Genomic DNA, 20,563 nt, shown 5'->3' with positions numbered 1-20,563 from the left:
TTACTTCTTTTGATCGTTAAGAGAAGACGAATCAAAAAGCTGACCAATATCTTTCGCTCCCCAATGAGGGAAATGCTTGCGGATCAGTGCATTGAGCTCAACTTCAAAACTTGATGAAGTAGGCGTCGTGATTTGCTGTTCAATTAAACACTCACGTACCATACCTGCACCGACAGTAACGTTGGTTAAGCGATCGATAATGATAAAACCACCGGTATCCGCACACTCCGTGTATTTATCTAAAGCGACGGTTTCAGTTAATGAAATCTCACATAAACCAATACCATTTAATGGTAATTCCGTCGCATCAAACTCTTCCAATTTATTGATATCGTACTGATGCTTAATCGATTCCAGTTGCCCTACCGTTTGTTTACCAGCCACTTTAATATCGTATTGACGACCCGCAGCGAAAGGCTGATCAGTCATCCATACCACATCGGCTAAAAACTGATTAGTGGCTTTGATAGTCGCCCCTGTTGGCACTAATAAGTCACCGCGGCTAATATCAATTTCATCTTCTAAAGTAACGGTTACCGCTTGGCCTGCTCGAGCAGAGTCTAAATCACCATCAAAGGTGACAATTCGAGCAACTTTAGAACTTTTACCAGAAGGTAAAGCGGTCACACTATCGCCAACAGTAATTGTTCCATTGGCAATGGTGCCAGAAAAACCACGGAAATCGAGATTAGGGCGATTAACATATTGCACCGGTAAGCGGAACTCACCTTGAGTATGCTCTTGGCTTAAATCAATATCTTCTAAGATTTTCAGTAGTGGTTGACCTTGATACCAAGCAAGGTTCTGGGTCTGATCGACAACGTTATCGCCTTCCAATGCTGAAATCGGGATCAGTTTAATATTGATATCTGGATTGAGATTTTTAGAGAACTCTAAGTATTCTTCACGAATATCGTTAAAACGTTGTTCAGAATATTCCACCAAATCCATTTTATTTACCGCAACAACAAAGTGGCGAATCCCTAATAAACTAGAAATAAATGAATGACGACGAGTTTGATCTAATACCCCTTTACGGGCATCAATCAAGATCACGGCAACATCACAAGTCGAAGCACCAGTGGCCATATTACGGGTATATTGCTCATGCCCCGGAGTATCGGCAATGATGAATTTACGTTTCTTGGTTGAGAAATAACGGTACGCGACATCAATAGTAATGCCTTGTTCACGTTCGGCTTGCAACCCATCGACCAATAATGCTAAGTCAGGTCTCTCACCGGTGGTACCAACACGTTGGCTATCGCTATTCACTGCGGCTAATTGATCTTCATAAATCTGCTTTGAATCGTGGAGAAGGCGACCAATTAAAGTACTTTTGCCATCATCAACAGAGCCACAGGTTAAAAAACGCATCAATGATTTATATTGATGCTGGGTGAGATAACCTTCGATGCCCAATTCAGCCAGTTCGGCTTCAACAACTGCGTTCATAATAAAATCCTTTTGATAACTTAATGGCCTTAGAAGTAGCCTTGGCGTTTTTTCAGCTCCATCGATCCTGACTGATCATGGTCGATCGCGCGCCCCTGACGTTCACTGGATGTCGCCACCAACATTTCTTGAATGATCTCTGGCAAAGTTGCCGCCTCCGATTCGATCGCGCCAGTTAATGGGTAGCAACCTAAAGTACGGAAACGCACACTCTTATGCTCAACCTTTTCACCTTCTTCGAATTGAAAACGCTCATCATCGACCATAATCAGCATACCGTCACGATTAACCACAGGTCTTACGGCTGAAAGGTACAGAGGAACAATCTCAATATTTTCTAGGTAGATGTATTGCCAAATATCCAATTCCGTCCAATTTGAAAGTGGGAAAACACGAATACTTTCGCCTTTATTCACCTGGCCGTTATAAGTATGCCAAAGCTCTGGGCGCTGGTTTTTCGGGTCCCAAGTATGGTGTTTATCGCGGAATGAGTAGACACGCTCTTTAGCACGAGACTTTTCTTCATCACGACGAGCACCGCCAAATGCTGCATCAAAGCCATATTTATTTAGTGCTTGCTTCAAGCCTTGAGTTTTCATGATATCGGTATGTTTCGATGAACCGTGAACAAAGGGATTACACCCCATCGATAACCCTTCAGGATTCTTATGTACCAATAAATCAAAGCCATATTTCTTAGCAGTGCGATCACGAAATTCAATCATTTCTTTGAATTTCCAATCCGTATCCACATGCAAAAGAGGGAAAGGGATTTTGCCTGGATAAAAAGCTTTACGTGCTAGATGTAGCATAACCGCTGAATCTTTACCGATTGAATACATCATTACAGGATTATCAAACTCGGCAGCCACTTCACGGATAATATGAATACTCTCCGCTTCAAGTTGCTGTAAATGGGTTAAACGTTCTTGTTCCATGATTCATGTCCTTGCGCTAAATGCGTTTAATATTCAACGATGTGGCTCCTAACTAGAGCTAAATCGCAATCGGCTGAGTTGAATTTTGTTGTTTATCTTGAGAGGAAAACCAAGAGAGCTTTGATGACAGACTCACCACTTCACCAATCACAATTAAAGATGGTGACTGGGCATGTTCAGCGAGGCTCGCTAACTCGGATAAGGTTCCAATAAGCACTTTTTGTTTAGCTTGAGTACCACGTTCAATGATGGCAATTGGGGTATTGATTTCTCGACCATGTTCAATTAATTGCTGCTGGATATGAGAAGACTTCATCAATCCCATATAGATCACGAGAGTTTGACGGCCACGAGCAAGCGTTGACCATTCAATCTGATCATCTTCAGATTTTAAATGACCAGTGATAAACATGGCAGATTGGGCGTAGTCACGATGTGTCAACGGAATCCCAGCATAAGCAGTCGCACCAGCCGCTGCGGTAATACCAGGAATAACTTCAAAACCAATACCTTCATCAGCTAACACTTCCAATTCCTCACCACCACGACCAAATATGAATGGATCGCCACCTTTAATGCGAGCAACCTTGTAGCCTTGTTGAGCAAAGTCAACCAATAGCTGATTGGTTTTATGCTGAGGCACACTGTGGTGTCCCGCTTTCTTACCGACACAAACTAAAATGGTATCATTAGGAATAAGAGCCATAATCTCATCGGAAACCAAGTAGTCATACAGCACCACATCTGCTTGTTGCAGGTAAGATAAAGCTTTCAAAGTTAAAAGTTCAGCATCACCAGGTCCTGCACCAATAAGCACAACTTGACCAGACTTCAATTGACTGTGACTAAAACTTAGCAAGCTCTTTGCTTGGCTAGCTTGGTTTGCTGCTGCACTGCTTCCCTTCCTATTTGGGAATAAAGTAATCGTATCCATACTACTAGCTCTTCTCGACTGAATGCTTATTAGGCAATCATTATGACGATCAGATGTTATTACCTGAAATGCTAAAATTTCATTTTTTATTCGAATAACTGCTAAGGGAATATAAAAGCTACTTATAAATGAAAACAAATAGACGACCAAGACAGGTGGGATATAGCTTGACTGGACGATTAAGTCGATTATCTTAGTTTGTCTTACTGACCAACTAAGCCAAAGAGAAGTGTTTTTATGCAATGGATTTGTAAATCTTTCGACCAACTTACCACTCACGAACTCTACCAATTACTAAAACTGCGTGTGGATGTGTTTGTGGTTGAACAAACATGCCCTTATCCAGAGCTCGATGGCAAAGATCAGCTTAAAGGTGTTTATCAACTATTAGGCTATCAAGATAATCAATTAATTGCTTGCGCTCGTTTGCTTAAAAAAGGCATAAGCTTTGATAACGCAAGTATTGGAAGAGTAGCGACTGACATAAACCACAGAGGTAACGGTTTAGGACATCAACTGATTCAAACCGCAATTGAGTATAGTGTTCAACTATGGGGAAATATTGATATTACCATTGGCGCACAAGCTCATCTTGAGCACTATTATGCTAAACATGGATTCAAGAAGGTTTCAGAGGAATATCTAGAAGATGATATTCCTCATATTGATATGACAAGAAGCGCATAGTAATACTGAAATTATTCCATACTGCGTGCAAAGCCACCACTGGATAAGCGGAAAAACATCACTGAGCCATCTTCTTTTTCTATTCTAAGAATATCTAAATCGCCACGATTTGTGAGTTTAAAGCGAACTAATTGGCCATATTGAATATGGCTCAACGGTTGGTCCTTACCTTGAATTTCAACCAGCTGATTCAAATCTGATAGTGGTAAATCATTATTGCGGAAGATCTGCGAAAGTGTATCTCCTTTCTGTACGATATAGTCATTCCAAGGCTCAGGCCCAGCATTATTACTCACCTTACGCTCAGTCTGATCTTCTTCATCCGCTTCAGGCCCACTTAATTGTACACGCTTTTCGCTTTTCTCAACTTTTGGCTTAGGTTTAGTTGCTGCCGTTTCTTCACCGTTAATCACCAAAGGCACCGTCATACGTAACGGCTTATCTGGTTTGACGCGAACCTCATCAGTTTGAAGTTCTGAAGATTTTTCACTAGGAAGTAGCAGCAAGACAATGACGAGTGGAATAAGTACCATCAAAATACGCTGATGCAATTTAGGCAAAGAATGCCAAGCATCAATAACTCTAATCACAAGCTCTGATTGGATAAACTTATCCCTTATGGCTTGTGTACGACTTTGGTTATTTTTTTTACGTTGGTTCACGTGGCATCATCCTAATATTATTTGCGTCAAGGATATTCAATAAACTAATCGTTTTGTCAGTATATTACAAAATTTTCTACAGCTGTAACTGTTAAGCTCATATTACTAACAAAGTTTCATCTATTGATCAGAACTGATATTCTTAGTGCTTCATTTAAGCAAACAAGAGATTCGCATGTCTGACGTTAAACTAGAAACTATTGAACAAAAAGCAAGTTACGGTATTGGTCTTCAAATGGGTCAACAACTTGCAGGAAGTGGCCTAGAAGGTCTAAATGTTGCCGCTATCGCTAAAGGTATCGCAACATCATTAACAGGTGACATGCCTGAAATCGAAGTTGATGATATTAACAATGCACTTCGTGAGCTTCATACCCGCGCAGAAGCTTTACGTGCTGAAGCAGCAAAAGCGGCAGCAGCAGATGGCGAAGTATTCTTAAAAGATAATGCTCTACGTCCTGAAGTAACGGTTCTAGAGTCTGGTCTTCAATACGAAGTGATCACTGAAGGTACTGGTGAAATCCCAACATCAGACAAGCAAGTACGCGTACACTACCACGGTCAATTAACTGACGGTACAGTATTTGATAGCTCGGTATCTCGCGGTCAACCTGCTGAATTCCCAGTAACTGGCGTTATCGCTGGTTGGGTTGAAGCACTACAGCTTATGCCTGTTGGTTCAAAATGGAAACTGTACATCCCACAAGATCTTGCTTACGGTGAGCGTGGCGCAGGTGCAGCAATTCCTCCTTTTGCGGCTCTAGTATTTGAAGTTGAGCTTCTTGCTATCCTATAACAATCGTTTATAGGTTGTTAATAAGTATAAAAGCAGCGATCGCTGCTTTTTTTATACATAAAAAACAGTTATAACTATGTCCTACATTAATATATGGAATTCAGTTATGAAAAAACTCACCCTTACCCTTATCTCTGCCAGCCTTGTCATCTCATCACCAAGCTATGCATTATTTGGACTAAGCGAAGAAAATACAGATGTTGTGACTAAACTTGCTTCTCAAGCTCAAAGTAGTAGCGAATTAGTTAACTCACTAAAAAATCAATTAGGAGTATCTACCGAGCAAGCTGCCGGCGGAGCGGGAGCTCTATTAGCAATGGCTTCAAATGAATTATCTGGCAGCACTGGAGAAGAGTTCTCAGGATTATCATCTAATCTTAGTGGTATTTTAGATAGTGCTAAATCAGCGAGTAACACATTAGATAGTATGGCCGCGGTTAAAAGTGTTTTTGAAAAATTAGGCCTAGATAGCTCAATGGTAGAACAATATGTCCCAATCGTACTGAATTATTTAGGTGACGAAGGCGCAAGCAGTGGATTATTAAGCTCATTAACTAGCCTTTGGAAATAACTGCTTTTATATAGATTAAAACTTTAATTGTTTACTCTATATTTTAGGCATAAAAAAACGCCGAGTAATAATACTCGGCGTTTTTTATTTATTTAACTGTGCTTATTCAGCAGCTTCTTCAGCTGCTGCTTCTGGACGGTCAACAAGCTCAATGTATGCCATTGGCGCTTTATCACCGCTACGGAAGCCAGCTTTTAGGATACGAGTGTAACCGCCTTGACGGGCAGCAAAACGTGGACCTAATTCATTAAATAATTTTGCTACAACTTCGTTATCACGAGTGCGAGCAAATGCTAGACGACGGTTAGCAACGCTGTCAGTCTTAGCTAGTGTAATCAAAGGCTCAACTACGCGGCGAAGCTCTTTTGCCTTAGGCAAAGTTGTCTTGATAACTTCATGACGAACTAGAGAGCTAGCCATGTTGCTAAACATCGCTTTACGATGGCTGCTGTTGCGGTTGAGTTGACGACCACTCTTACGATGGCGCATGACCTAATCCTTCTAACTAATATCAATTAATCTTCAGCAATCGACGCTGGTGGCCAGTTTTCTAAGCGCATACCTAGAGACAGACCGCGCGACGCTAGAACATCTTTAATCTCTGTTAAAGACTTCTTACCAAGGTTTGGCGTTTTAAGAAGCTCAACCTCGGTACGCTGTACAAGATCACCGATGTAGTGAATCGCTTCTGCTTTCAAGCAGTTAGCAGAGCGAACTGTTAGTTCAAGATCGTCTACAGGACGCAGTAGAATAGGATCGAACTCCGGCTTCTCTTCTTTCTCTTCTGGAACACGTACATCACGAAGATCTACGAATGCATCCAATTGTTCAGCTAAAATAGTAGCTGCACGACGGATAGCTTCCTCAGGTTCTAAAGTGCCATTTGTTTCCATATCGATAACAAGCTTGTCTAAATCAGTACGTTGTTCTACACGTGCTGCTTCTACAACGTAGGCGATTTTATCAACCGGGCTATATGTAGCATCAACAAGTAAACGACCGATTGGACGCTCATCTTCTTCAGTATGGATACGAGCTGAAGACGGAACATAACCACGACCACGTTGAACTTTAATACGCATAGCGATTTCAGATTTGTCATCCGTTAGGTGACAAATAACGTGTTCTGGGTTAGCGATCTCTACATCACCATCATGGATGATGTCACCTGCAACAACAGGGCCCGAGCCTGATTTTTTTAGTGTAATAAACACTTCATCTTTGCCTTCGGCAACGCTCACAGCAAGACCTTTCAGGTTAAGAAGGATCTCAAGGATATCTTCTTGAACGCCTTCTTTGGTGCTGTACTCGTGTAGAACGCCTTCAATCTCAACTTCTGTTACAGCACAACCTGGCATAGAAGATAAAAGAATACGGCGAAGTGCATTACCTAAAGTGTGGCCAAAACCACGCTCTAAAGGCTCAAGAGTTACTTTTGCATGTGTCGTGCTGATTTGTTCGATGTCAACAAGACGTGGCTTAAGAAATTCTGTTACAGAACCCTGCATTGTGTCCTCTCTTTTGTTTAAACCTTACTTAGAGTAAAGTTCGACGATCAAGTGTTCGTTGATGTCAGCAGATAGATCAGAACGCTCTGGGATACGTTTGAAAGTACCTTCCATCTTGCTAGCATCTACTTCAATCCAAGTTGGTTTTTCGCGTTGTTCAGCAACTTCTAGAGCAGCTTTAATACGTGATTGCTGTTTAGCTTTCTCACGAATAGAAACAACGTCGTTAGCCGTAACTTTGAATGAAGGAACGTTAACTACTTTGCCGTTTACTAGGATAGCTTTATGGCTAACTAGCTGACGTGATTCAGCGCGAGTAGCACCGAAACCCATGCGGTATACGACATTATCTAAACGACCTTCAAGAAGTTGAAGCAGGTTTTCACCTGTATTGCCTTTAAGGCGTGCAGCTTCTTTGTAGTAGTTGCGGAATTGTTTTTCTAGAACGCCATACATACGACGAACTTTTTGCTTCTCACGAAGCTGAACGCCAAACTCAGATAAACGACCGCGACGAGCGCCGTGTACACCTGGTGCGTTATCAATTTTACACTTGGTATCGATCGCGCGGACACCTGACTTAAGGAATAAGTCAGTACCTTCACGACGACTAAGCTTCAGCTTAGGGCCCAAATATCTTGCCATGATCTTTCTCCAATATTCCTAGAAACGAATTAAACGCGACGTTTCTTAGGTGGACGACAACCGTTATGAGGGATCGGAGTTGCATCAACGATGTTAGTGATGCGGTAACCCAATGCGTTTAAAGCACGGATAGTAGACTCACGACCAGGACCTGGGCCCTTAACCATAACTTCCAAGTTCTTTAGGCCATATTCTTTGGCCATTTCACCTGCGCGTTCAGCAGCAACCTGTGCAGCAAACGGCGTAGATTTACGAGAACCACGGAAACCTGAACCACCTGCAGTAGCCCAAGAAAGAGCATTACCTTGACGGTCAGTGATGGTCACGATTGTGTTGTTAAAAGAAGCATGGATGTGCGCTACGCCATCTGCTACTTGCTTGCGAACGCGTTTACGCGTGCGTGTTGGTTGTTTTGCCATTGTACTCTCTACCTTATCCGATTATTTTTTGATCGGCTTGCGCGGACCCTTACGAGTGCGTGCGTTGGTTTTAGTACGCTGTCCACGTAGTGGTAGACTGCGACGATGACGAAGACCGCGGTAACAGCCAAGGTCCATAAGACGCTTGATGTTCATCGATACTTCACGACGTAGATCACCTTCTACAGTGTATTTAGCTACACCATCACGCAGTTGATCAATCTGCTCTTCAGTTAGTTCACTGATCTTAACATCTTCAGCAATACTCAGTTCAGCTAAAATAGCTTGAGAACGAGTTTTACCGATGCCGTAGATCGCAGTTAATGCGATAACAGCGTGTTTATGATCAGGAATGTTAATGCCTGCTATACGGGCCACTATTCACTCCTAGTACTTATATAAAGAATTATCCGCTGCAAAGCCCGTCGAGGATACGCAGCGGCATACTACTTCTTTTGCACGCAAAAGGTAGGCCGAGGAATATACTCGGCCTGCCCTCATATTTCAAGTAAAAATTTCTGCTAATTAGCCTTGGCGTTGTTTATGCTTTGGCTCACTGCAAATTACACGCACAACACCGTTGCGCTTGATAACTTTACAGTTACGGCAGATTTTTTTAACGGAAGCACGAACTTTCATTGCTAAACTCCGTAATGAAATCTGAACTATACCTACTGTTATTAGCGGTTATAGTTTTTCAGATTCGCTTTTTTCAACACAGAATCATACTGCTGAGACATCAGATGAGTCTGTACCTGTGCCATAAAGTCCATGATTACTACCACTACGATAAGTAGTGAAGTACCACCGAAATAGAACTTAACGTTCCATGCGGTCATCATAAACTGTGGGACTAGACAAATAAAGGTAATATATAAAGCACCAACTAATGTTAAACGAGTCATTACTTTATCTATATATCTTGCTGTCTGCTCACCTGGGCGGATGCCGGGTACGAATGCACCGGACTTCTTCAAATTATCTGCTGTTTCACGAGGGTTAAATACCATCGCTGTATAAAAGAAACAAAAGAAAATAATTGCTGTCGCATAAAGTATTATATACAACGGTTGACCTGGACTTAGTGCCAAAGACACATCCGTTAACCAACCAAATGTTTTACTTTCACCATTTTGGCCAAGCCATTGAGCTAGAGTACCTGGAAACAGGATAATACTTGAAGCAAATATAGCAGGGATTACACCCGCCATGTTTATCTTCAATGGTAAATGCGTACTTTGTGCTGCAAACACTTTACGACCTTGTTGACGCTTCGCATAGTTAACGACAATACGACGTTGACCACGTTCCATGAAAACAACGAAATAAATAACAGCGAACGCAACCACAGCGATTAACAATAGAAGAAGCACGTTCAATTCACCTTGACGCGCTTGCTCAATTGTATGTCCGATTGCAGCTGGCAACCCAGCAACAATACCCGTGAAAATAATCAACGAAATACCGTTACCAATTCCACGCTCAGTAATTTGTTCACCTAACCACATTAAGAACATGGTGCCGGTTACTAAACTGATGGTAGCAATGATTGTGAACATGGTTTGATCGATAACGACCAGATTTTGGACCATATTCGGCAGACCAGTTGCAATACCAATTGCTTGGAAAGTTGCTAGTACAAGCGTGCCATAGCGTGTGTATCGGCTTATCTTACGACGGCCTGCTTCACCCTCTTTCTTGAGTTCCGCTAACGCTGGATGAACTACAGTTAGCAATTGGACAACAATCGAGGCCGAAATATACGGCATGATGCCCAATGCTAATATAGATGCACGCGAAAGAGCACCACCAGAGAACATGTTAAACATTTCAATGATGGTACCTTTTTGCTGTTCGAACAAATCGGCAAGTACAGCCGCATCAATACCAGGAATCGGCACAAAAGAGCCAGCTCGGAATACCAAAAGCGCGAGGATTACGAATAATAAACGCGATTTTAATTCACCAGTACCCTGTTTAGCAGTACTGAAATCTTGTCCTGGTTTTTTAGCCATCTGTACCTATCCTTCGAAGATTAAGCTTCGATTTTACCGCCAGCAGCTTCGATAGCAGCTACAGCACCTTTAGTCACACGTAGACCTTTAACAGTTACTGGCTTGCTGATTTCACCAGAAAGAACAACTTTAACAAACTCGATGTTCTTAGTGATTACGTTAGCAGCTTTTAAGCTGTCAAGATCAATAACGTCAGCCGTTACTTTCGCTAGCTCAGCTAGACGAACTTCAGCAGTCACTAGGCTCTTACGAGAAGTGAAACCGAATTTTGGTAGACGTTGTTTCAAAGGCATTTGACCACCTTCAAAACCTGGACGAACACTGCCGCCAGAACGTGATTTTTGACCTTTGTGACCGCGGCCACCAGTTTTACCTAGTCCAGAACCGATACCACGACCTAAACGCTTCTTAGAAGGTTTAGAACCCGCAGCCGGTGATAGAGTATTCAAACGCATTCTGATTACTCCCCAACTTTAACCATGTATTGAACTTTGTTGATCATGCCGCGTACGCAAGCAGTATCTTCAAGTTCAACAGTGTGGTTGATTCGACGAAGGCCTAGTCCACGCAAAGTAGCTTTGTGCTTTGGTAGGCGACCAATTGAGCTTTTAGTTTGAGTTACTTTAATAGTTGCCATGTGTTCTTACTCCGAAATAGATTCAACAGTTAGACCACGTTTAGCAGCAACCATTTCTGGTGACTTCATGCCGCTCAAACCATCGATCGTTGCACGAACGATGTTGATAGGGTTCGTAGAACCGTACGCTTTCGCAAGTACGTTATGAACACCTACAACTTCAAGTACTGCACGCATTGCACCACCGGCAATGATACCTGTACCTTCAGAAGCTGGTTGCATGTAAACTTTAGAGCCTGTGTGGCGACCTTTCACCGAGTGGTGAAGAGTGCCTTCGTTAAGAGCGATAGTAACCATGTTACGACGCGCTTTTTCCATTGCTTTTTGAATCGCAGCTGGTACTTCACGAGCTTTGCCGTAACCGAAACCAACGCGACCATTACCGTCACCAACGACAGTTAGTGCAGTAAAGCTAAAGATTCGACCACCTTTAACCGTTTTAGCAACACGGTTAACAGCGATTAGCTTTTCATTCAAATCTGAAGCTTGTTGTTCTTGTTTAGCCATCTTCCAACCCTACCTTAGAATTTCAGACCAGCTTCACGTGCAGAATCTGCAAGTGCCGCCACTCGACCGTGGTATTGGAAACCAGAACGATCGAAAGCCACATCTGAGATGCCTTTTTCGATAGCGCGCTCAGCAATAGCTTTACCTACAGCTTTAGCAGCGTCAACGTTACCAGTATTCTTAACTTGCTCACGGATCGCCTTTTCTACAGTAGAAGCAGAAGCGATAACCACAGAGCCGTTTGGTGCGATAACCTGAGCGTACACATGACGTGGAGTACGGTGTACTACTAGGCGGTTTGCACCTAGCTCAGCAATCTTACGACGTGCACGTGTAGCACGACGGATGCGAGATGCTTTCTTATCCATAGTGTTACCTTACTTCTTCTTAGCTTCTTTAGTACGCACATTTTCATCTGCGTAACGAACACCTTTGCCTTTATAAGGCTCAGGCTCACGGTAAGAACGAATGTCAGCAGCAACTTGACCGACTAATTGCTTATCACAAGCAGTTAATACGATTTCAGTTTGGCTTGGACATTCAGCTTTAACACCTGAAGGCAATTCATGCTCTACAGGATGAGAGAAGCCTAGAGTTAGAGCTACAGAGTTGCCTTTAATAGCAGCACGGTAACCAACACCCTTAAGAACTAGCTTCTTCGTAAAGCCTTCAGTAACACCAACAACCATGTTGTTTACAAGTGCACGCGCAGTACCTGCTTGAGCCCAAGCATTCACTACACCTTCACGTGGACCGAAAGTCAGGTTGTTTTCTTCCTGAGCGATCACTACTGCATTGTGTAAAACGCGAGTTAACTCACCTTTAGCACCTTTAACAGTCACTTCTTGACCATTCAGTTTCACCTCTACGCCAGCTGGAATAGCGACAGGTGCTTTAGCAACACGAGACATATTCTACTCCTTAAGCTACGTAACAGATGATTTCACCGCCAAGACCTGCTTTGCGAGCAGCACGGTCAGACATCAGACCCTTGGAAGTGGAAACAACAGCAACACCCAAACCGCCCATCACTGATGGTAACTCGCCTTTTTTCTTGTAGACGCGTAGACCAGGACGTGAAACACGTTGGATTTGCTCGATTACTGGTTTTGCTTGGAAGTACTTAAGAGTAACTTCTAGCTCTGGTTTTACTTCGCCTTCAACAGCGAAGTCAGCGATGTAGCCTTCAGCTTTTAGTAAAGTAGCAATTGCAACTTTAAGCTTTGAAGAAGGCATTTTCACAGCAACTTTGTTTGCTGCCTGACCGTTACGAATGCGGGTCAGCATATCCGAAATCGGATCTTGCATGCTCATATGATTTACTCCAAATGATTAAGTGGCAATTACCAGCTAGCCTTACGAAGTCCAGGAATCTCGCCTTTCATGCAAGCTTCACGAACTTTGATACGGCTTAGACCGAATTTACGTAGGTAACCGTGTGGACGACCAGTTTGGTTGCAACGGTTGCGCTGACGCGATGCACTTGAATCACGTGGAAGAGCTTGCAGTTTAAGAACTGCGTTCCAACGATCTTCTTCAGATGCGTTAACATCACTGATGGTTGCTTTAAGCGCAGCACGCTTTTCAGCGTATTGTGCTACAAGCTTTGCACGTTTAGTTTCACGTGCTTTCATTGATTGTTTAGCCATAACAGTAACCCTTCACCTTATTTGCGGAATGGGAAGTTAAAGGCAGCCAGCAGAGCTCGGCCTTCCTCATCAGTGCTTGCAGACGTCGTGATAGTAATATCAAGACCGCGTACACGATCGACTTTATCGTAGTCGATTTCCGGGAAGATGATTTGCTCGCGAACGCCCATGCTGTAGTTACCGCGTCCGTCAAAAGACTTAGCGCTAACACCACGGAAATCACGTACTCGTGGAAGAGCGATAGAAATCAAACGCTCAAAGAAATCCCACATACGCTCGCCACGCAAGGTTACTTTACAACCAATTGGGTAGCCTTCACGAATTTTGAAACCAGCAACAGATTTGCGTGCTTTAGTGATAAGTGGCTTTTGACCAGAAATGGTCGCCATATCACTTGCAGCATTCTCAAGTAGCTTCTTATCGTTGATTGCTTCACCAACGCCCATATTTAGGGTGATTTTCTCAATCCTAGGGACTTGCATGACGCTTGTGTAGCTGAACTCTTTGGTCAGTTCAGCGACTACAGACGACTTGTAGTAATCATGCAGTTTCGCCATAGTAGAACTCCAAATTACTTAATTAATTCACCGTTTGATTTGAAGAAGCGCACTTTTTTGCCTTCTTCCAAACGGAAACCGATACGATCCGCTTTACCAGTAGATGCGTTAAAGATTGCAACGTTAGAAACATCAATAGCTGCTTCTTGTTCAACGATGCCACCTTGTTGACCTAGAGCCGGTTGAGGCTTTTGGTGTTTTTTAACAAGGTTGATACCTTCAACGAAAACTTTACCAGTTTCGAGAACCTTAGTTACTTTACCGCGCTTGCCTTTATCTTTACCAGCAAGAACGATTACTTCGTCATTACGACGGATTTTAGCTGCCATTTTATTGCCGCTCCTTACAGAACTTCAGGTGCTAGTGACACAATTTTCATGAATTTCGCATTACGAAGCTCACGAGTCACAGGACCAAAGATACGTGTACCGACTGGTTGCTCAGTATTGTCGTTCAACAATACACAAGCATTACGGTCGAAGCGAATGACAGAACCGTCTGGACGACGAACGCCTTTACGGGTGCGCACCACTACCGCTTTCAGAACATCACCTTTTTTTACTTTACCGCGAGGAATTGCTTCCTTAACAGTAACTTTGATGATATCTCCGATATGTGCATAACGGCGGTGAGAGCCACCCAGAACCTTAATACACATTACTCTGCGAGCGCCGGAGTTATCCGCTGCGTCCAGTGTACTTTGCATTTGGATCATGTTAGTGCTCCGCTAAATATTAAAACTAGACCCATCTCGGGTCGGGCTGCCTCTTTATAAGGGCTGCGAATTGTACCACCGTTTCCAGAAGAAAGGTAGTCAAAAAATAAACGGCCCCAAAAAAAACTTTGGGGCCGCTTTAAAAGCCTAAAAAATAAGGAAAAATTAAATTTTCGATTTTTCTAGAACTTTAACCAATGTCCAAGATTTAGTCTTAGACAGTGGGCGACACTCACGAATCTCAACTTTGTCGCCTAAGCCACATTCGTTGTTTTCATCGTGTGCATGTACTTTTGTCGTACGTTTGATGAACTTCCCATAGATTGGGTGTTTAACAAAACGTTCGATAGCAACAACAATAGACTTGTCCATTTTGTCGCTAATTACACGACCTTGAGTCGTACGAGTTGTTTCGCTCATTATGCGCCTGCCTTACTAGTCAAAACAGTCTTAACACGTGCGATATCACGGCGTACAGCTTTCAGAGTATGAGTTTGCTGTAGTTGACCAGTTGCAGCTTGCATGCGCAAGTTGAACTGTTCGCGTAGCAAATTCAATAACTCAGCGTTAAGCTCTTCAACGCTTTTTTCGCGTAGGTCTTGTGCTTTCATCACATCACCTGCTTAGTTACAAAAGTTGTTTTTATAGGCAGTTTACGTGCCGCTAGGCGGAACGCTTCACGTGCCAACTCTTCAGGTACACCACCCATTTCGTACATCACTTTACCAGGTTGGATTTGGGCAACCCAATATTCAACGTTACCCTTACCTTTACCTTGACGAACTTCAAGAGGTTTTTCAGTGATAGGTTTGTCTGGAAAAATACGAATCCAGATTTGACCTTGACGCTTAACGTGACGCGTCATTGCACGACGAGCCGCTTCGATCTGACGAGCAGTAATGCGACCACGGCCAACAGCTTTAAGGCCGAATTCGCCGAAGCTTACATCAGTACCTTTCGCTAGACCACGGTTACGACCAGTCATAACCTTACGGAATTTAGTACGTTTAGGTTGTAGCATCAGTCGACTCCTTACTTACGGCTTTGACGTGGCTTCTTCTTAGGCTTGTCAGCCTTTGGCTCTACCGCGTTAGCGTCTGGCATGCCGCCAAGGATTTCACCCTTGAAGATCCAAACTTTAACGCCGATCACACCATATTGAGTGTGAGCCGAAGAAGTTGCGTAATCAATATCAGCACGTAGGGTATGTAGTGGCACACGGCCTTCACGGTACCATTCAGTACGCGCGATTTCAGCGCCGCCTAGACGACCACTTACTTCTACTTTAATACCCTTAGCACCTAGACGCATTGCGTTTTGTACTGCGCGCTTCATAGCACGACGGAACATAACACGACGTTCTAGCTGAGACGAGATGCTATCAGCCACTAATTGACCGTCTAGCTCAGGCTTACGTACTTCTGCAATGTTAATTTGCGCTGGTACACCTGCAATTTTAGCTACAGCTGCGCGTAGCTTCTCAACGTCTTCGCCTTTCTTACCGATAACAACACCTGGACGAGCTGTGTGAATAGTCACACGGATGCTCTTCGCAGGACGCTCGATAACGATGCGAGATAAAGACGCTTTAGACAGTTCTTTCGTTAAGAACTGACGTACCTTGAAGTCGCCGTCTAGGTTGTCAGCGAATTCGTTGGTATTAGCAAACCATGTAGCATTCCAAGGCTTAACGATGCCAAGACGAATACCATTTGGATGTACTTTCTGACCCATTTGCTTACTCTCCTAGTCTCTTAGCGATCTGCTACAACAACAGTGATGTGGCTTGAACGCTTCAAGATACGATCCGCACGACCTTTAGCACGAGGCATAATACGCTTCATGATAGGGCCCTCATCTACGAAGATTTTAGCGACTGATAGATCGTCGATATCTGCACCTTCGTTGTGTTCCGCATTTGCAATCGCAGAATCAAGTACTTTCTTAACTAGGTCAGCAGCTTTTTTGTTGCTGAAAGTTAAAATTTCAAGAGCTTGTTCTACTGATTTACCACGGATTTGGTCTGCAACTAAGCGAGCTTTCTGAGGAGAAATGCGAGCAAAGTTATGTTTAGCAACAGCTTCCATTATCTACTCCTTATTTCTTCTTAGCTTTCTTATCTGCAGCATGGCCGCGATAGGTACGAGTTGGTGCAAATTCGCCCAGTTTGTGACCGATCATTTCATCAGTTACGAATACTGGAACGTGTTGACGACCATTATGGACAGCGATGGTCAAACCAATCATTGATGGAATGATCATTGAGCGACGGGACCAAGTCTTAATAGGCTTTTTGTCTCCGCTTTCCACCGCTTTCTCTACCTTCTTCAGCAAGTGTAGGTCAATAAAAGGACCTTTCTTGAGAGAACGTGGCATGGCGATTCCTCTTTATAGATTATTTGTTACGACGACGTACAATGTACTTGTCAGTGCGTTTGTTCTTACGAGTCTTGAAGCCCTTAGTAGGCATACCCCAAGGAGAAACTGGGTGACGACCACCAGAAGTACGGCCTTCACCACCACCGTGTGGGTGGTCTACTGGGTTCATTACCACACCGCGAACGGTAGGACGAACACCGCGCCAGCGGTTAGCACCAGCTTTACCTAGTTCACGAAGCATGTGCTCAGAGTTACCTACTTCACCGATTGTTGCACGGCCTTCAGATAACACTTTACGCATCTCACCAGAACGTAAGCGTAGAGTTACATATGCACCGTCGCGAGCGACAAGTTGAGCATATGCGCCAGCTGAACGAGCTAGCTGTGCACCTTTACCAGGCTTAAGTTCAATACAGTGAATTGTAGAACCTACTGGGATGTTACGCATCGGCAGTGTGTTACCTGCTTTGATAGGCGCATCAACACCAGATTGGATCGCATCACCAGCTTGAATGCCTTTAGGGGCAATGATGTAACGACGTTCACCGTCTGCATACAATACTAAAGCAATGTTTGCACTACGGTTTGGATCGTATTCAAGACGCTCAACTTTCGCTGGGATACCGTCTTTAGTACGTTTAAAGTCAATGACACGGTAGTGATGTTTGTGACCACCACCAATGTGACGTACTGTAATACGACCGTTATTATTACGACCACCATTTTTAGAGTTTTTCTCTAAAAGCGGCGCGTAAGGCTTACCTTTATGTAGGTCAGCATTAACTACTTTAACAACGTGGCGACGACCAGGGGAAGTCGGCTTACACTTAACAATAGCCATTTTTAACTACTCCTGTTACTCAGCACCGCCAACGAAGTCAAGGTCTTGACCTTCTTTCAAAGTAACGTAAGCTTTTTTCACGTCTGAACGACGGCCTTCACGCATACCTTGACGCTTGGTCTTACCCTTTTGTACTAGGGTATTTACAGACTTAACTTCAACTTCAAATAGCTTTTCTACAGCTGCTTTGATCTCTTTTTTCGTTGCGTTAGTCGCAACTTTAAAAACGATAGTGTTTGCTTTTTCAGCAGCCATTGTCGCTTTTTCAGAGATGTGCGGAGCACGTAGAACTTTTAGTAGACGCTCTTCACTGATCATGCCAGCATCTCCTCAACTTGCTTAACTGCGTCGGCAGTCATTAGAACCTTGTCAAATGCGATTAGACTTACTGGATCAATACCAGCAACGTCACGTGCATCAACTTTGTAAAGGTTACGAGCAGCTAAGAATAGATTCTCGTCTACTTCGCTAGTTACGATTAATACATCGTTTAGCTCAAGATCTTTAAGCTTAGCAACTAGGTCTTTAGTTTTTGGCGCTTCAACTGAGAAGTTATCAACAACGATTAAACGCTCTTGACGAACTAATTCAGAAAGAATGCTTTTCATAGCACCACGGTACATTTTTTTGTTTACTTTTTGGCTGTGATTTTGTGGTTTCGCAGCAAAAGTAACACCACCTGTACGCCAGATTGGGCTACGGATTGTACCAGCACGCGCACGGCCAGTACCTTTTTGACGCCATGGTTTAGCGCCGCCACCAGATACTTCAGAACGAGTCTTTTGAGCACGAGTACCTTGACGAGCACCTGCTGCATATGCAACAACTACTTGGTGTACAAGAGCTTCGTTAAACTCACGTCCGAAAGTAGTCTCGGAAACAGTTAGTGCATCAGCACCTTTAACCATCAATTCCATTACTTACTCCTAGACGTTATGCTTTAACAGCTGGTTTTACGATTACGTTGCCACCGATAGCACCAGGTACTGCACCTTTAATAAGAAGCAGATTGCGTTCAGCGTCAACACGTACGATCTCTAGGTTTTGAGTCGTTACACGCTCAGCACCCATATGACCAGCCATTTTTTTGCCTTTAAACACGCGACCTGGAGTTTGACATTGGCCAATTGAACCCGGAGCACGGTGAGACAAAGAGTTACCGTGAGTCATATCTTGAGTACGGAAGTTCCAACGCTTAACAGCGCCTTGGAAGCCCTTACCTTTAGATGTACCAGTAACGTCTACTTTTTTGATTTCATTGAAAAGTTCTACGTTTAGCTCAGCGCCAACTTCAAACTCTTCACCGTTTTCTAAACGGAATTCCCAAAGACCGCGGCCTGCTTCAACACCTGCTTTCGCAAAGTGACCAGCTTCAGGCTTAGATACACGGTTGGCTTTCTTAGCGCCTGCAGTTACTTGGATTGCTGCATAACCATCAGTTTCAAGTGTACGTACTTGAGAAACACGGTTAGCTTCAACCTCAACAACTGTTACAGGGATAGAAACGCCTTCTTCGGTAAATACGCGGGTCATACCCACTTTACGACCGACTAGACCAATCATTATTTCTTCTCCCTTAACCTAGGCTGATTTGAACATCAACGCCAGCAGCAAGATCTAAACGCATCAATGCATCAACAGTTTTATCTGTTGGTTCAACGATGTCGATTAAACGCTTGTGAGTACGAATTTCGTACTGGTCACGTGCGTCTTTGTTGACGTGAGGAGAAACAAGAACAGTGAAACGCTCTTTACGAGTAGGTAGTGGAATAGGACCACGAACCTGTGCGCCGGTGCGCTTTGCTGTTTCAACGATTTCCGCAGTAGACTGATCGATTAGACGATAATCGAAAGCCTTTAGGCGGATACGAATACGTTGGTTCTGCATGAGACAGAGCTCCAATTAATTAATTACACAAACAATATCGCCACTCAACTGCGTAAATTCGCAGGAATGCCGATTGATTTATGTGAAACCGTAGTGCCCTTATTGGGTACATTGTCAGTTAATTTCATCAGAAACTATTTAACTATTTCTAGATAACTAGACGACTAATTTTATTAACTGCGAACATAAGCTGAGTATACATTATGGTTATCCACCGAATAATCCCTTAAGAATTAAGAGTGCTAACACGAATCCTCGCTGCTCATTGGTTCACAACTGGCTAAACCAGAGCCGTGCATTATACAGATCACATAATGGGATGCAAGTGGTGTTCGAAAATTAATCGCAAAAAGTACGAGATACGAGATACGAGATACGAGATACGAGATACGAGATACGAGATACGAGATACGAGATACGAGATACGAGATACGAGATACGAGATACGAGATAATTTTATTGCTTTATTTATTAATAGGCAACAAAAAGGGAAGCCGAAGCTCCCCTCTTTTTATACAGATTTGATTCTGATATTAAGCGATGATTTTCGCTACAACACCAGCACCAACTGTACGGCCACCTTCACGGATAGCAAAACGTAGACCTTCGTCCATCGCGATTGGTGCGATTAGAGTAACTGTCATTTGTACGTTATCACCAGGCATTACCATTTCAACACCTTCAGGTAGTTGAATGTCGCCAGTTACGTCAGTTGTACGGAAGTAGAACTGTGGACGGTAACCTTTGAAGAATGGTGTGT

Annotated in this window: 36 protein-coding genes; 3 read left to right on the top strand and 33 right to left on the bottom strand. The window is 43.4% G+C overall.

Annotation, left to right across the window (positions count from 1 at the left end; all coding sequences use genetic code 11):
- From cysN to cobA, 3 genes are read right to left on the bottom strand one after another with little or no spacing between them, the layout of a single operon-like run.
- A complete protein-coding gene (gene cysN / locus ACE3G9_RS02765; RefSeq protein WP_449218426.1) occupies positions 1-1,455 on the bottom strand; it encodes a sulfate adenylyltransferase subunit CysN in 1,455 nt (484 codons plus the stop codon).
- A 29-nt stretch (positions 1,456-1,484) separates the two neighbouring features.
- Positions 1,485-2,393, bottom strand: a complete 909-nt coding sequence (gene cysD / locus ACE3G9_RS02760) for a sulfate adenylyltransferase subunit CysD (RefSeq protein WP_417879965.1) — start codon at positions 2,391-2,393, stop codon at positions 1,485-1,487.
- A 58-nt stretch (positions 2,394-2,451) separates the two neighbouring features.
- Positions 2,452-3,327 (bottom strand): uroporphyrinogen-III C-methyltransferase, encoded by an 876-nt coding sequence (gene cobA / locus ACE3G9_RS02755; RefSeq protein ID WP_417879964.1) that lies wholly within the window; start codon positions 3,325-3,327, stop codon positions 2,452-2,454.
- A 237-nt stretch (positions 3,328-3,564) separates the two neighbouring features.
- Here cobA and ACE3G9_RS02750 point away from each other — a divergent pair, with 237 nt between their 5' ends.
- A complete protein-coding gene (locus ACE3G9_RS02750) occupies positions 3,565-4,014 on the top strand; it encodes a GNAT family N-acetyltransferase (protein WP_417879963.1) in 450 nt (149 codons plus the stop codon).
- Positions 4,015-4,025: 11 nt separating this feature from the next.
- On the opposite strand, the gene ACE3G9_RS02745 is transcribed toward ACE3G9_RS02750, so the two are convergent.
- Complete coding sequence (locus ACE3G9_RS02745) at positions 4,026-4,676, bottom strand: LysM-like peptidoglycan-binding domain-containing protein (RefSeq protein ID WP_449218425.1); 651 nt, start codon at positions 4,674-4,676, stop codon at positions 4,026-4,028.
- A 175-nt stretch (positions 4,677-4,851) separates the two neighbouring features.
- On the opposite strand from ACE3G9_RS02745, the gene ACE3G9_RS02740 reads away from it, so the two are divergent.
- Complete coding sequence (locus tag ACE3G9_RS02740) at positions 4,852-5,472, top strand: FKBP-type peptidyl-prolyl cis-trans isomerase (protein ID WP_417879961.1); 621 nt, start codon at positions 4,852-4,854, stop codon at positions 5,470-5,472.
- Positions 5,473-5,578: 106 nt separating this feature from the next.
- Complete coding sequence (locus ACE3G9_RS02735) at positions 5,579-6,043, top strand: DUF2780 domain-containing protein (RefSeq protein WP_417879960.1); 465 nt, start codon at positions 5,579-5,581, stop codon at positions 6,041-6,043.
- Between the two features lie 102 nt (positions 6,044-6,145).
- Here ACE3G9_RS02735 and rplQ read toward each other — a convergent pair whose 3' ends face one another.
- The 29 genes from rplQ to ACE3G9_RS02590 form a co-directional block, all read right to left on the bottom strand.
- Complete coding sequence (gene rplQ / locus ACE3G9_RS02730; RefSeq protein ID WP_417879959.1) at positions 6,146-6,532, bottom strand: 50S ribosomal protein L17; 387 nt, start codon at positions 6,530-6,532, stop codon at positions 6,146-6,148.
- A 26-nt stretch (positions 6,533-6,558) separates the two neighbouring features.
- On the bottom strand, positions 6,559-7,551 hold the full coding sequence (locus ACE3G9_RS02725) for a DNA-directed RNA polymerase subunit alpha (RefSeq protein WP_417879958.1): 993 nt from the start codon (positions 7,549-7,551) through the stop codon (positions 6,559-6,561).
- 24 nt (positions 7,552-7,575) lie between these two features.
- Entirely contained in the window at positions 7,576-8,196 is a 621-nt protein-coding gene (rpsD, locus tag ACE3G9_RS02720; protein WP_027697909.1) for a 30S ribosomal protein S4, read from the bottom strand.
- A gap of 29 nt (positions 8,197-8,225) precedes the next feature.
- Positions 8,226-8,615: a 30S ribosomal protein S11 gene (gene rpsK, locus ACE3G9_RS02715; protein WP_027697910.1), complete on the bottom strand. Its 390-nt coding sequence runs from the start codon at positions 8,613-8,615 to the stop codon at positions 8,226-8,228.
- Between the two features lie 21 nt (positions 8,616-8,636).
- Positions 8,637-8,993: a 30S ribosomal protein S13 gene (rpsM, locus tag ACE3G9_RS02710; protein ID WP_027697911.1), complete on the bottom strand. Its 357-nt coding sequence runs from the start codon at positions 8,991-8,993 to the stop codon at positions 8,637-8,639.
- A gap of 147 nt (positions 8,994-9,140) precedes the next feature.
- Positions 9,141-9,254 (bottom strand): 50S ribosomal protein L36, encoded by a 114-nt coding sequence (rpmJ, locus tag ACE3G9_RS02705; RefSeq protein WP_000868186.1) that lies wholly within the window; start codon positions 9,252-9,254, stop codon positions 9,141-9,143.
- A gap of 41 nt (positions 9,255-9,295) precedes the next feature.
- Positions 9,296-10,630: a preprotein translocase subunit SecY gene (gene secY / locus ACE3G9_RS02700; RefSeq protein WP_417879957.1), complete on the bottom strand. Its 1,335-nt coding sequence runs from the start codon at positions 10,628-10,630 to the stop codon at positions 9,296-9,298.
- A 20-nt stretch (positions 10,631-10,650) separates the two neighbouring features.
- Positions 10,651-11,085, bottom strand: a complete 435-nt coding sequence (gene rplO / locus ACE3G9_RS02695; protein ID WP_027697913.1) for a 50S ribosomal protein L15 — start codon at positions 11,083-11,085, stop codon at positions 10,651-10,653.
- 5 nt (positions 11,086-11,090) lie between these two features.
- A complete protein-coding gene (rpmD, locus tag ACE3G9_RS02690) occupies positions 11,091-11,267 on the bottom strand; it encodes a 50S ribosomal protein L30 (protein WP_417879956.1) in 177 nt (58 codons plus the stop codon).
- Positions 11,268-11,273: 6 nt separating this feature from the next.
- Positions 11,274-11,774: a 30S ribosomal protein S5 gene (gene rpsE, locus ACE3G9_RS02685; protein ID WP_027697915.1), complete on the bottom strand. Its 501-nt coding sequence runs from the start codon at positions 11,772-11,774 to the stop codon at positions 11,274-11,276.
- Positions 11,775-11,788: 14 nt separating this feature from the next.
- Positions 11,789-12,142: a 50S ribosomal protein L18 gene (gene rplR / locus ACE3G9_RS02680; protein ID WP_027697916.1), complete on the bottom strand. Its 354-nt coding sequence runs from the start codon at positions 12,140-12,142 to the stop codon at positions 11,789-11,791.
- 9 nt (positions 12,143-12,151) lie between these two features.
- Complete coding sequence (rplF, locus tag ACE3G9_RS02675; RefSeq protein ID WP_089122136.1) at positions 12,152-12,685, bottom strand: 50S ribosomal protein L6; 534 nt, start codon at positions 12,683-12,685, stop codon at positions 12,152-12,154.
- Positions 12,686-12,695: 10 nt separating this feature from the next.
- Positions 12,696-13,088, bottom strand: coding sequence for a 30S ribosomal protein S8 (gene rpsH / locus ACE3G9_RS02670; protein WP_449218424.1), 393 nt, complete (start codon positions 13,086-13,088; stop codon positions 12,696-12,698).
- Between the two features lie 29 nt (positions 13,089-13,117).
- Positions 13,118-13,423 carry a 30S ribosomal protein S14 gene (gene rpsN, locus ACE3G9_RS02665; protein WP_027697919.1) on the bottom strand — a complete coding sequence of 102 codons (306 nt, stop codon included), beginning with the start codon at positions 13,421-13,423 and terminating at the stop codon, positions 13,118-13,120.
- A gap of 17 nt (positions 13,424-13,440) precedes the next feature.
- On the bottom strand, positions 13,441-13,980 hold the full coding sequence (rplE, locus tag ACE3G9_RS02660) for a 50S ribosomal protein L5 (protein ID WP_449218423.1): 540 nt from the start codon (positions 13,978-13,980) through the stop codon (positions 13,441-13,443).
- A 14-nt stretch (positions 13,981-13,994) separates the two neighbouring features.
- Positions 13,995-14,309: a 50S ribosomal protein L24 gene (rplX, locus tag ACE3G9_RS02655; RefSeq protein WP_449218422.1), complete on the bottom strand. Its 315-nt coding sequence runs from the start codon at positions 14,307-14,309 to the stop codon at positions 13,995-13,997.
- A gap of 14 nt (positions 14,310-14,323) precedes the next feature.
- On the bottom strand, positions 14,324-14,695 hold the full coding sequence (gene rplN, locus ACE3G9_RS02650; RefSeq protein ID WP_017026385.1) for a 50S ribosomal protein L14: 372 nt from the start codon (positions 14,693-14,695) through the stop codon (positions 14,324-14,326).
- 165 nt (positions 14,696-14,860) lie between these two features.
- Positions 14,861-15,115: a 30S ribosomal protein S17 gene (rpsQ, locus tag ACE3G9_RS02645; protein ID WP_027697922.1), complete on the bottom strand. Its 255-nt coding sequence runs from the start codon at positions 15,113-15,115 to the stop codon at positions 14,861-14,863.
- Positions 15,115-15,306: a 50S ribosomal protein L29 gene (gene rpmC / locus ACE3G9_RS02640; protein ID WP_017026387.1), complete on the bottom strand. Its 192-nt coding sequence runs from the start codon at positions 15,304-15,306 to the stop codon at positions 15,115-15,117. The genes rpsQ and rpmC overlap by 1 nt, the downstream gene beginning before the upstream one ends.
- Positions 15,306-15,716, bottom strand: a complete 411-nt coding sequence (gene rplP / locus ACE3G9_RS02635; protein WP_027697923.1) for a 50S ribosomal protein L16 — start codon at positions 15,714-15,716, stop codon at positions 15,306-15,308. Before rplP ends, rpmC begins: the two co-directional genes overlap by 1 nt.
- Positions 15,717-15,727: 11 nt before the next feature.
- The gene (rpsC, locus tag ACE3G9_RS02630) at positions 15,728-16,429 is read right to left on the bottom strand and encodes a 30S ribosomal protein S3 (RefSeq protein WP_017026389.1); all 702 of its coding nucleotides are present in this window, start codon (positions 16,427-16,429) and stop codon (positions 15,728-15,730) included.
- A gap of 20 nt (positions 16,430-16,449) precedes the next feature.
- Positions 16,450-16,782 (bottom strand): 50S ribosomal protein L22, encoded by a 333-nt coding sequence (gene rplV, locus ACE3G9_RS02625; protein ID WP_449218421.1) that lies wholly within the window; start codon positions 16,780-16,782, stop codon positions 16,450-16,452.
- A gap of 10 nt (positions 16,783-16,792) precedes the next feature.
- Positions 16,793-17,071 (bottom strand): 30S ribosomal protein S19, encoded by a 279-nt coding sequence (gene rpsS, locus ACE3G9_RS02620; protein ID WP_004398469.1) that lies wholly within the window; start codon positions 17,069-17,071, stop codon positions 16,793-16,795.
- 19 nt (positions 17,072-17,090) lie between these two features.
- Positions 17,091-17,915 carry a 50S ribosomal protein L2 gene (gene rplB, locus ACE3G9_RS02615; protein WP_449218420.1) on the bottom strand — a complete coding sequence of 275 codons (825 nt, stop codon included), beginning with the start codon at positions 17,913-17,915 and terminating at the stop codon, positions 17,091-17,093.
- A gap of 15 nt (positions 17,916-17,930) precedes the next feature.
- Positions 17,931-18,233 (bottom strand): 50S ribosomal protein L23, encoded by a 303-nt coding sequence (rplW, locus tag ACE3G9_RS02610; RefSeq protein ID WP_027697925.1) that lies wholly within the window; start codon positions 18,231-18,233, stop codon positions 17,931-17,933.
- Positions 18,230-18,832 carry a 50S ribosomal protein L4 gene (rplD, locus tag ACE3G9_RS02605; RefSeq protein WP_027697926.1) on the bottom strand — a complete coding sequence of 201 codons (603 nt, stop codon included), beginning with the start codon at positions 18,830-18,832 and terminating at the stop codon, positions 18,230-18,232. Before rplD ends, rplW begins: the two co-directional genes overlap by 4 nt.
- 16 nt (positions 18,833-18,848) lie before the next feature.
- Positions 18,849-19,478: a 50S ribosomal protein L3 gene (rplC, locus tag ACE3G9_RS02600; protein ID WP_027697927.1), complete on the bottom strand. Its 630-nt coding sequence runs from the start codon at positions 19,476-19,478 to the stop codon at positions 18,849-18,851.
- A gap of 13 nt (positions 19,479-19,491) precedes the next feature.
- Positions 19,492-19,803 (bottom strand): 30S ribosomal protein S10, encoded by a 312-nt coding sequence (gene rpsJ / locus ACE3G9_RS02595; protein ID WP_017026395.1) that lies wholly within the window; start codon positions 19,801-19,803, stop codon positions 19,492-19,494.
- A gap of 533 nt (positions 19,804-20,336) precedes the next feature.
- The coding region (locus ACE3G9_RS02590; protein ID WP_449218419.1) for an EF-Tu C-terminal domain-related protein at positions 20,337-20,563 on the bottom strand (227 nt) is incomplete at its 5' end.

Source organism: Vibrio sp. E150_018, from assembly GCF_053544035.1.
The sequence above is the reverse complement of the archived record's forward strand: the minus strand, read 5'-3'. Positions and strand labels throughout refer to the sequence as shown.

Bases quoted from the DNA above. Each gene is read 5' to 3' on its own strand.
- rplD (WP_027697926.1), bottom strand. From the start codon at position 18,832: ATGGAATTGATGGTTAAAGGTGCTGATGCACTAACTGTTTCCGAGACT.
- ACE3G9_RS02750 (WP_417879963.1), top strand. From the start codon at position 3,565: ATGCAATGGATTTGTAAATCTTTCGACCAACTTACCACTCACGAACTC.
- rplB (WP_449218420.1), bottom strand. From the start codon at position 17,915: ATGGCTATTGTTAAGTGTAAGCCGACTTCCCCTGGTCGTCGCCACGTT.
- rplE (WP_449218423.1), bottom strand. From the start codon at position 13,980: ATGGCGAAACTGCATGATTACTACAAGTCGTCTGTAGTCGCTGAACTG.
- rpmD (WP_417879956.1), bottom strand. From the start codon at position 11,267: ATGGCAACTATTAAAGTAACTCAAACTAAAAGCTCAATTGGTCGCCTA.
- rplO (WP_027697913.1), bottom strand. From the start codon at position 11,085: ATGCGTTTGAATACTCTATCACCGGCTGCGGGTTCTAAACCTTCTAAG.
- rpmJ (WP_000868186.1), bottom strand. From the start codon at position 9,254: ATGAAAGTTCGTGCTTCCGTTAAAAAAATCTGCCGTAACTGTAAAGTT.
- rplP (WP_027697923.1), bottom strand. From the start codon at position 15,716: ATGCTACAACCTAAACGTACTAAATTCCGTAAGGTTATGACTGGTCGT.
- rplF (WP_089122136.1), bottom strand. From the start codon at position 12,685: ATGTCTCGTGTTGCTAAAGCACCTGTCGCTATTCCAGCTGGCGTAGAG.
- rplX (WP_449218422.1), bottom strand. From the start codon at position 14,309: ATGGCAGCTAAAATCCGTCGTAATGACGAAGTAATCGTTCTTGCTGGT.
- rplQ (WP_417879959.1), bottom strand. From the start codon at position 6,532: ATGCGCCATCGTAAGAGTGGTCGTCAACTCAACCGCAACAGCAGCCAT.
- rpsC (WP_017026389.1), bottom strand. From the start codon at position 16,429: ATGGGTCAGAAAGTACATCCAAATGGTATTCGTCTTGGCATCGTTAAG.
- ACE3G9_RS02740 (WP_417879961.1), top strand. From the start codon at position 4,852: ATGTCTGACGTTAAACTAGAAACTATTGAACAAAAAGCAAGTTACGGT.
- cysN (WP_449218426.1), bottom strand. From the start codon at position 1,455: ATGAACGCAGTTGTTGAAGCCGAACTGGCTGAATTGGGCATCGAAGGT.
- rpsQ (WP_027697922.1), bottom strand. From the start codon at position 15,115: ATGAGCGAAACAACTCGTACGACTCAAGGTCGTGTAATTAGCGACAAA.
- rpsD (WP_027697909.1), bottom strand. From the start codon at position 8,196: ATGGCAAGATATTTGGGCCCTAAGCTGAAGCTTAGTCGTCGTGAAGGT.
- rpsN (WP_027697919.1), bottom strand. From the start codon at position 13,423: ATGGCTAAACAATCAATGAAAGCACGTGAAACTAAACGTGCAAAGCTT.
- rplC (WP_027697927.1), bottom strand. From the start codon at position 19,478: ATGATTGGTCTAGTCGGTCGTAAAGTGGGTATGACCCGCGTATTTACC.
- cysD (WP_417879965.1), bottom strand. From the start codon at position 2,393: ATGGAACAAGAACGTTTAACCCATTTACAGCAACTTGAAGCGGAGAGT.
- rpsE (WP_027697915.1), bottom strand. From the start codon at position 11,774: ATGGCTAAACAAGAACAACAAGCTTCAGATTTGAATGAAAAGCTAATC.
- rpsJ (WP_017026395.1), bottom strand. From the start codon at position 19,803: ATGCAGAACCAACGTATTCGTATCCGCCTAAAGGCTTTCGATTATCGT.
- rpmC (WP_017026387.1), bottom strand. From the start codon at position 15,306: ATGAAAGCACAAGACCTACGCGAAAAAAGCGTTGAAGAGCTTAACGCT.
- ACE3G9_RS02725 (WP_417879958.1), bottom strand. From the start codon at position 7,551: ATGCAGGGTTCTGTAACAGAATTTCTTAAGCCACGTCTTGTTGACATC.
- secY (WP_417879957.1), bottom strand. From the start codon at position 10,630: ATGGCTAAAAAACCAGGACAAGATTTCAGTACTGCTAAACAGGGTACT.
- rpsS (WP_004398469.1), bottom strand. From the start codon at position 17,071: ATGCCACGTTCTCTCAAGAAAGGTCCTTTTATTGACCTACACTTGCTG.
- rplV (WP_449218421.1), bottom strand. From the start codon at position 16,782: ATGGAAGCTGTTGCTAAACATAACTTTGCTCGCATTTCTCCTCAGAAA.
- rpsK (WP_027697910.1), bottom strand. From the start codon at position 8,615: ATGGCAAAACAACCAACACGCACGCGTAAACGCGTTCGCAAGCAAGTA.
- rplR (WP_027697916.1), bottom strand. From the start codon at position 12,142: ATGGATAAGAAAGCATCTCGCATCCGTCGTGCTACACGTGCACGTCGT.
- ACE3G9_RS02735 (WP_417879960.1), top strand. From the start codon at position 5,579: ATGAAAAAACTCACCCTTACCCTTATCTCTGCCAGCCTTGTCATCTCA.
- rplW (WP_027697925.1), bottom strand. From the start codon at position 18,233: ATGATCAGTGAAGAGCGTCTACTAAAAGTTCTACGTGCTCCGCACATC.
- rplN (WP_017026385.1), bottom strand. From the start codon at position 14,695: ATGATCCAAATGCAAAGTACACTGGACGCAGCGGATAACTCCGGCGCT.
- rpsH (WP_449218424.1), bottom strand. From the start codon at position 13,088: ATGAGCATGCAAGATCCGATTTCGGATATGCTGACCCGCATTCGTAAC.
- cobA (WP_417879964.1), bottom strand. From the start codon at position 3,327: ATGGATACGATTACTTTATTCCCAAATAGGAAGGGAAGCAGTGCAGCA.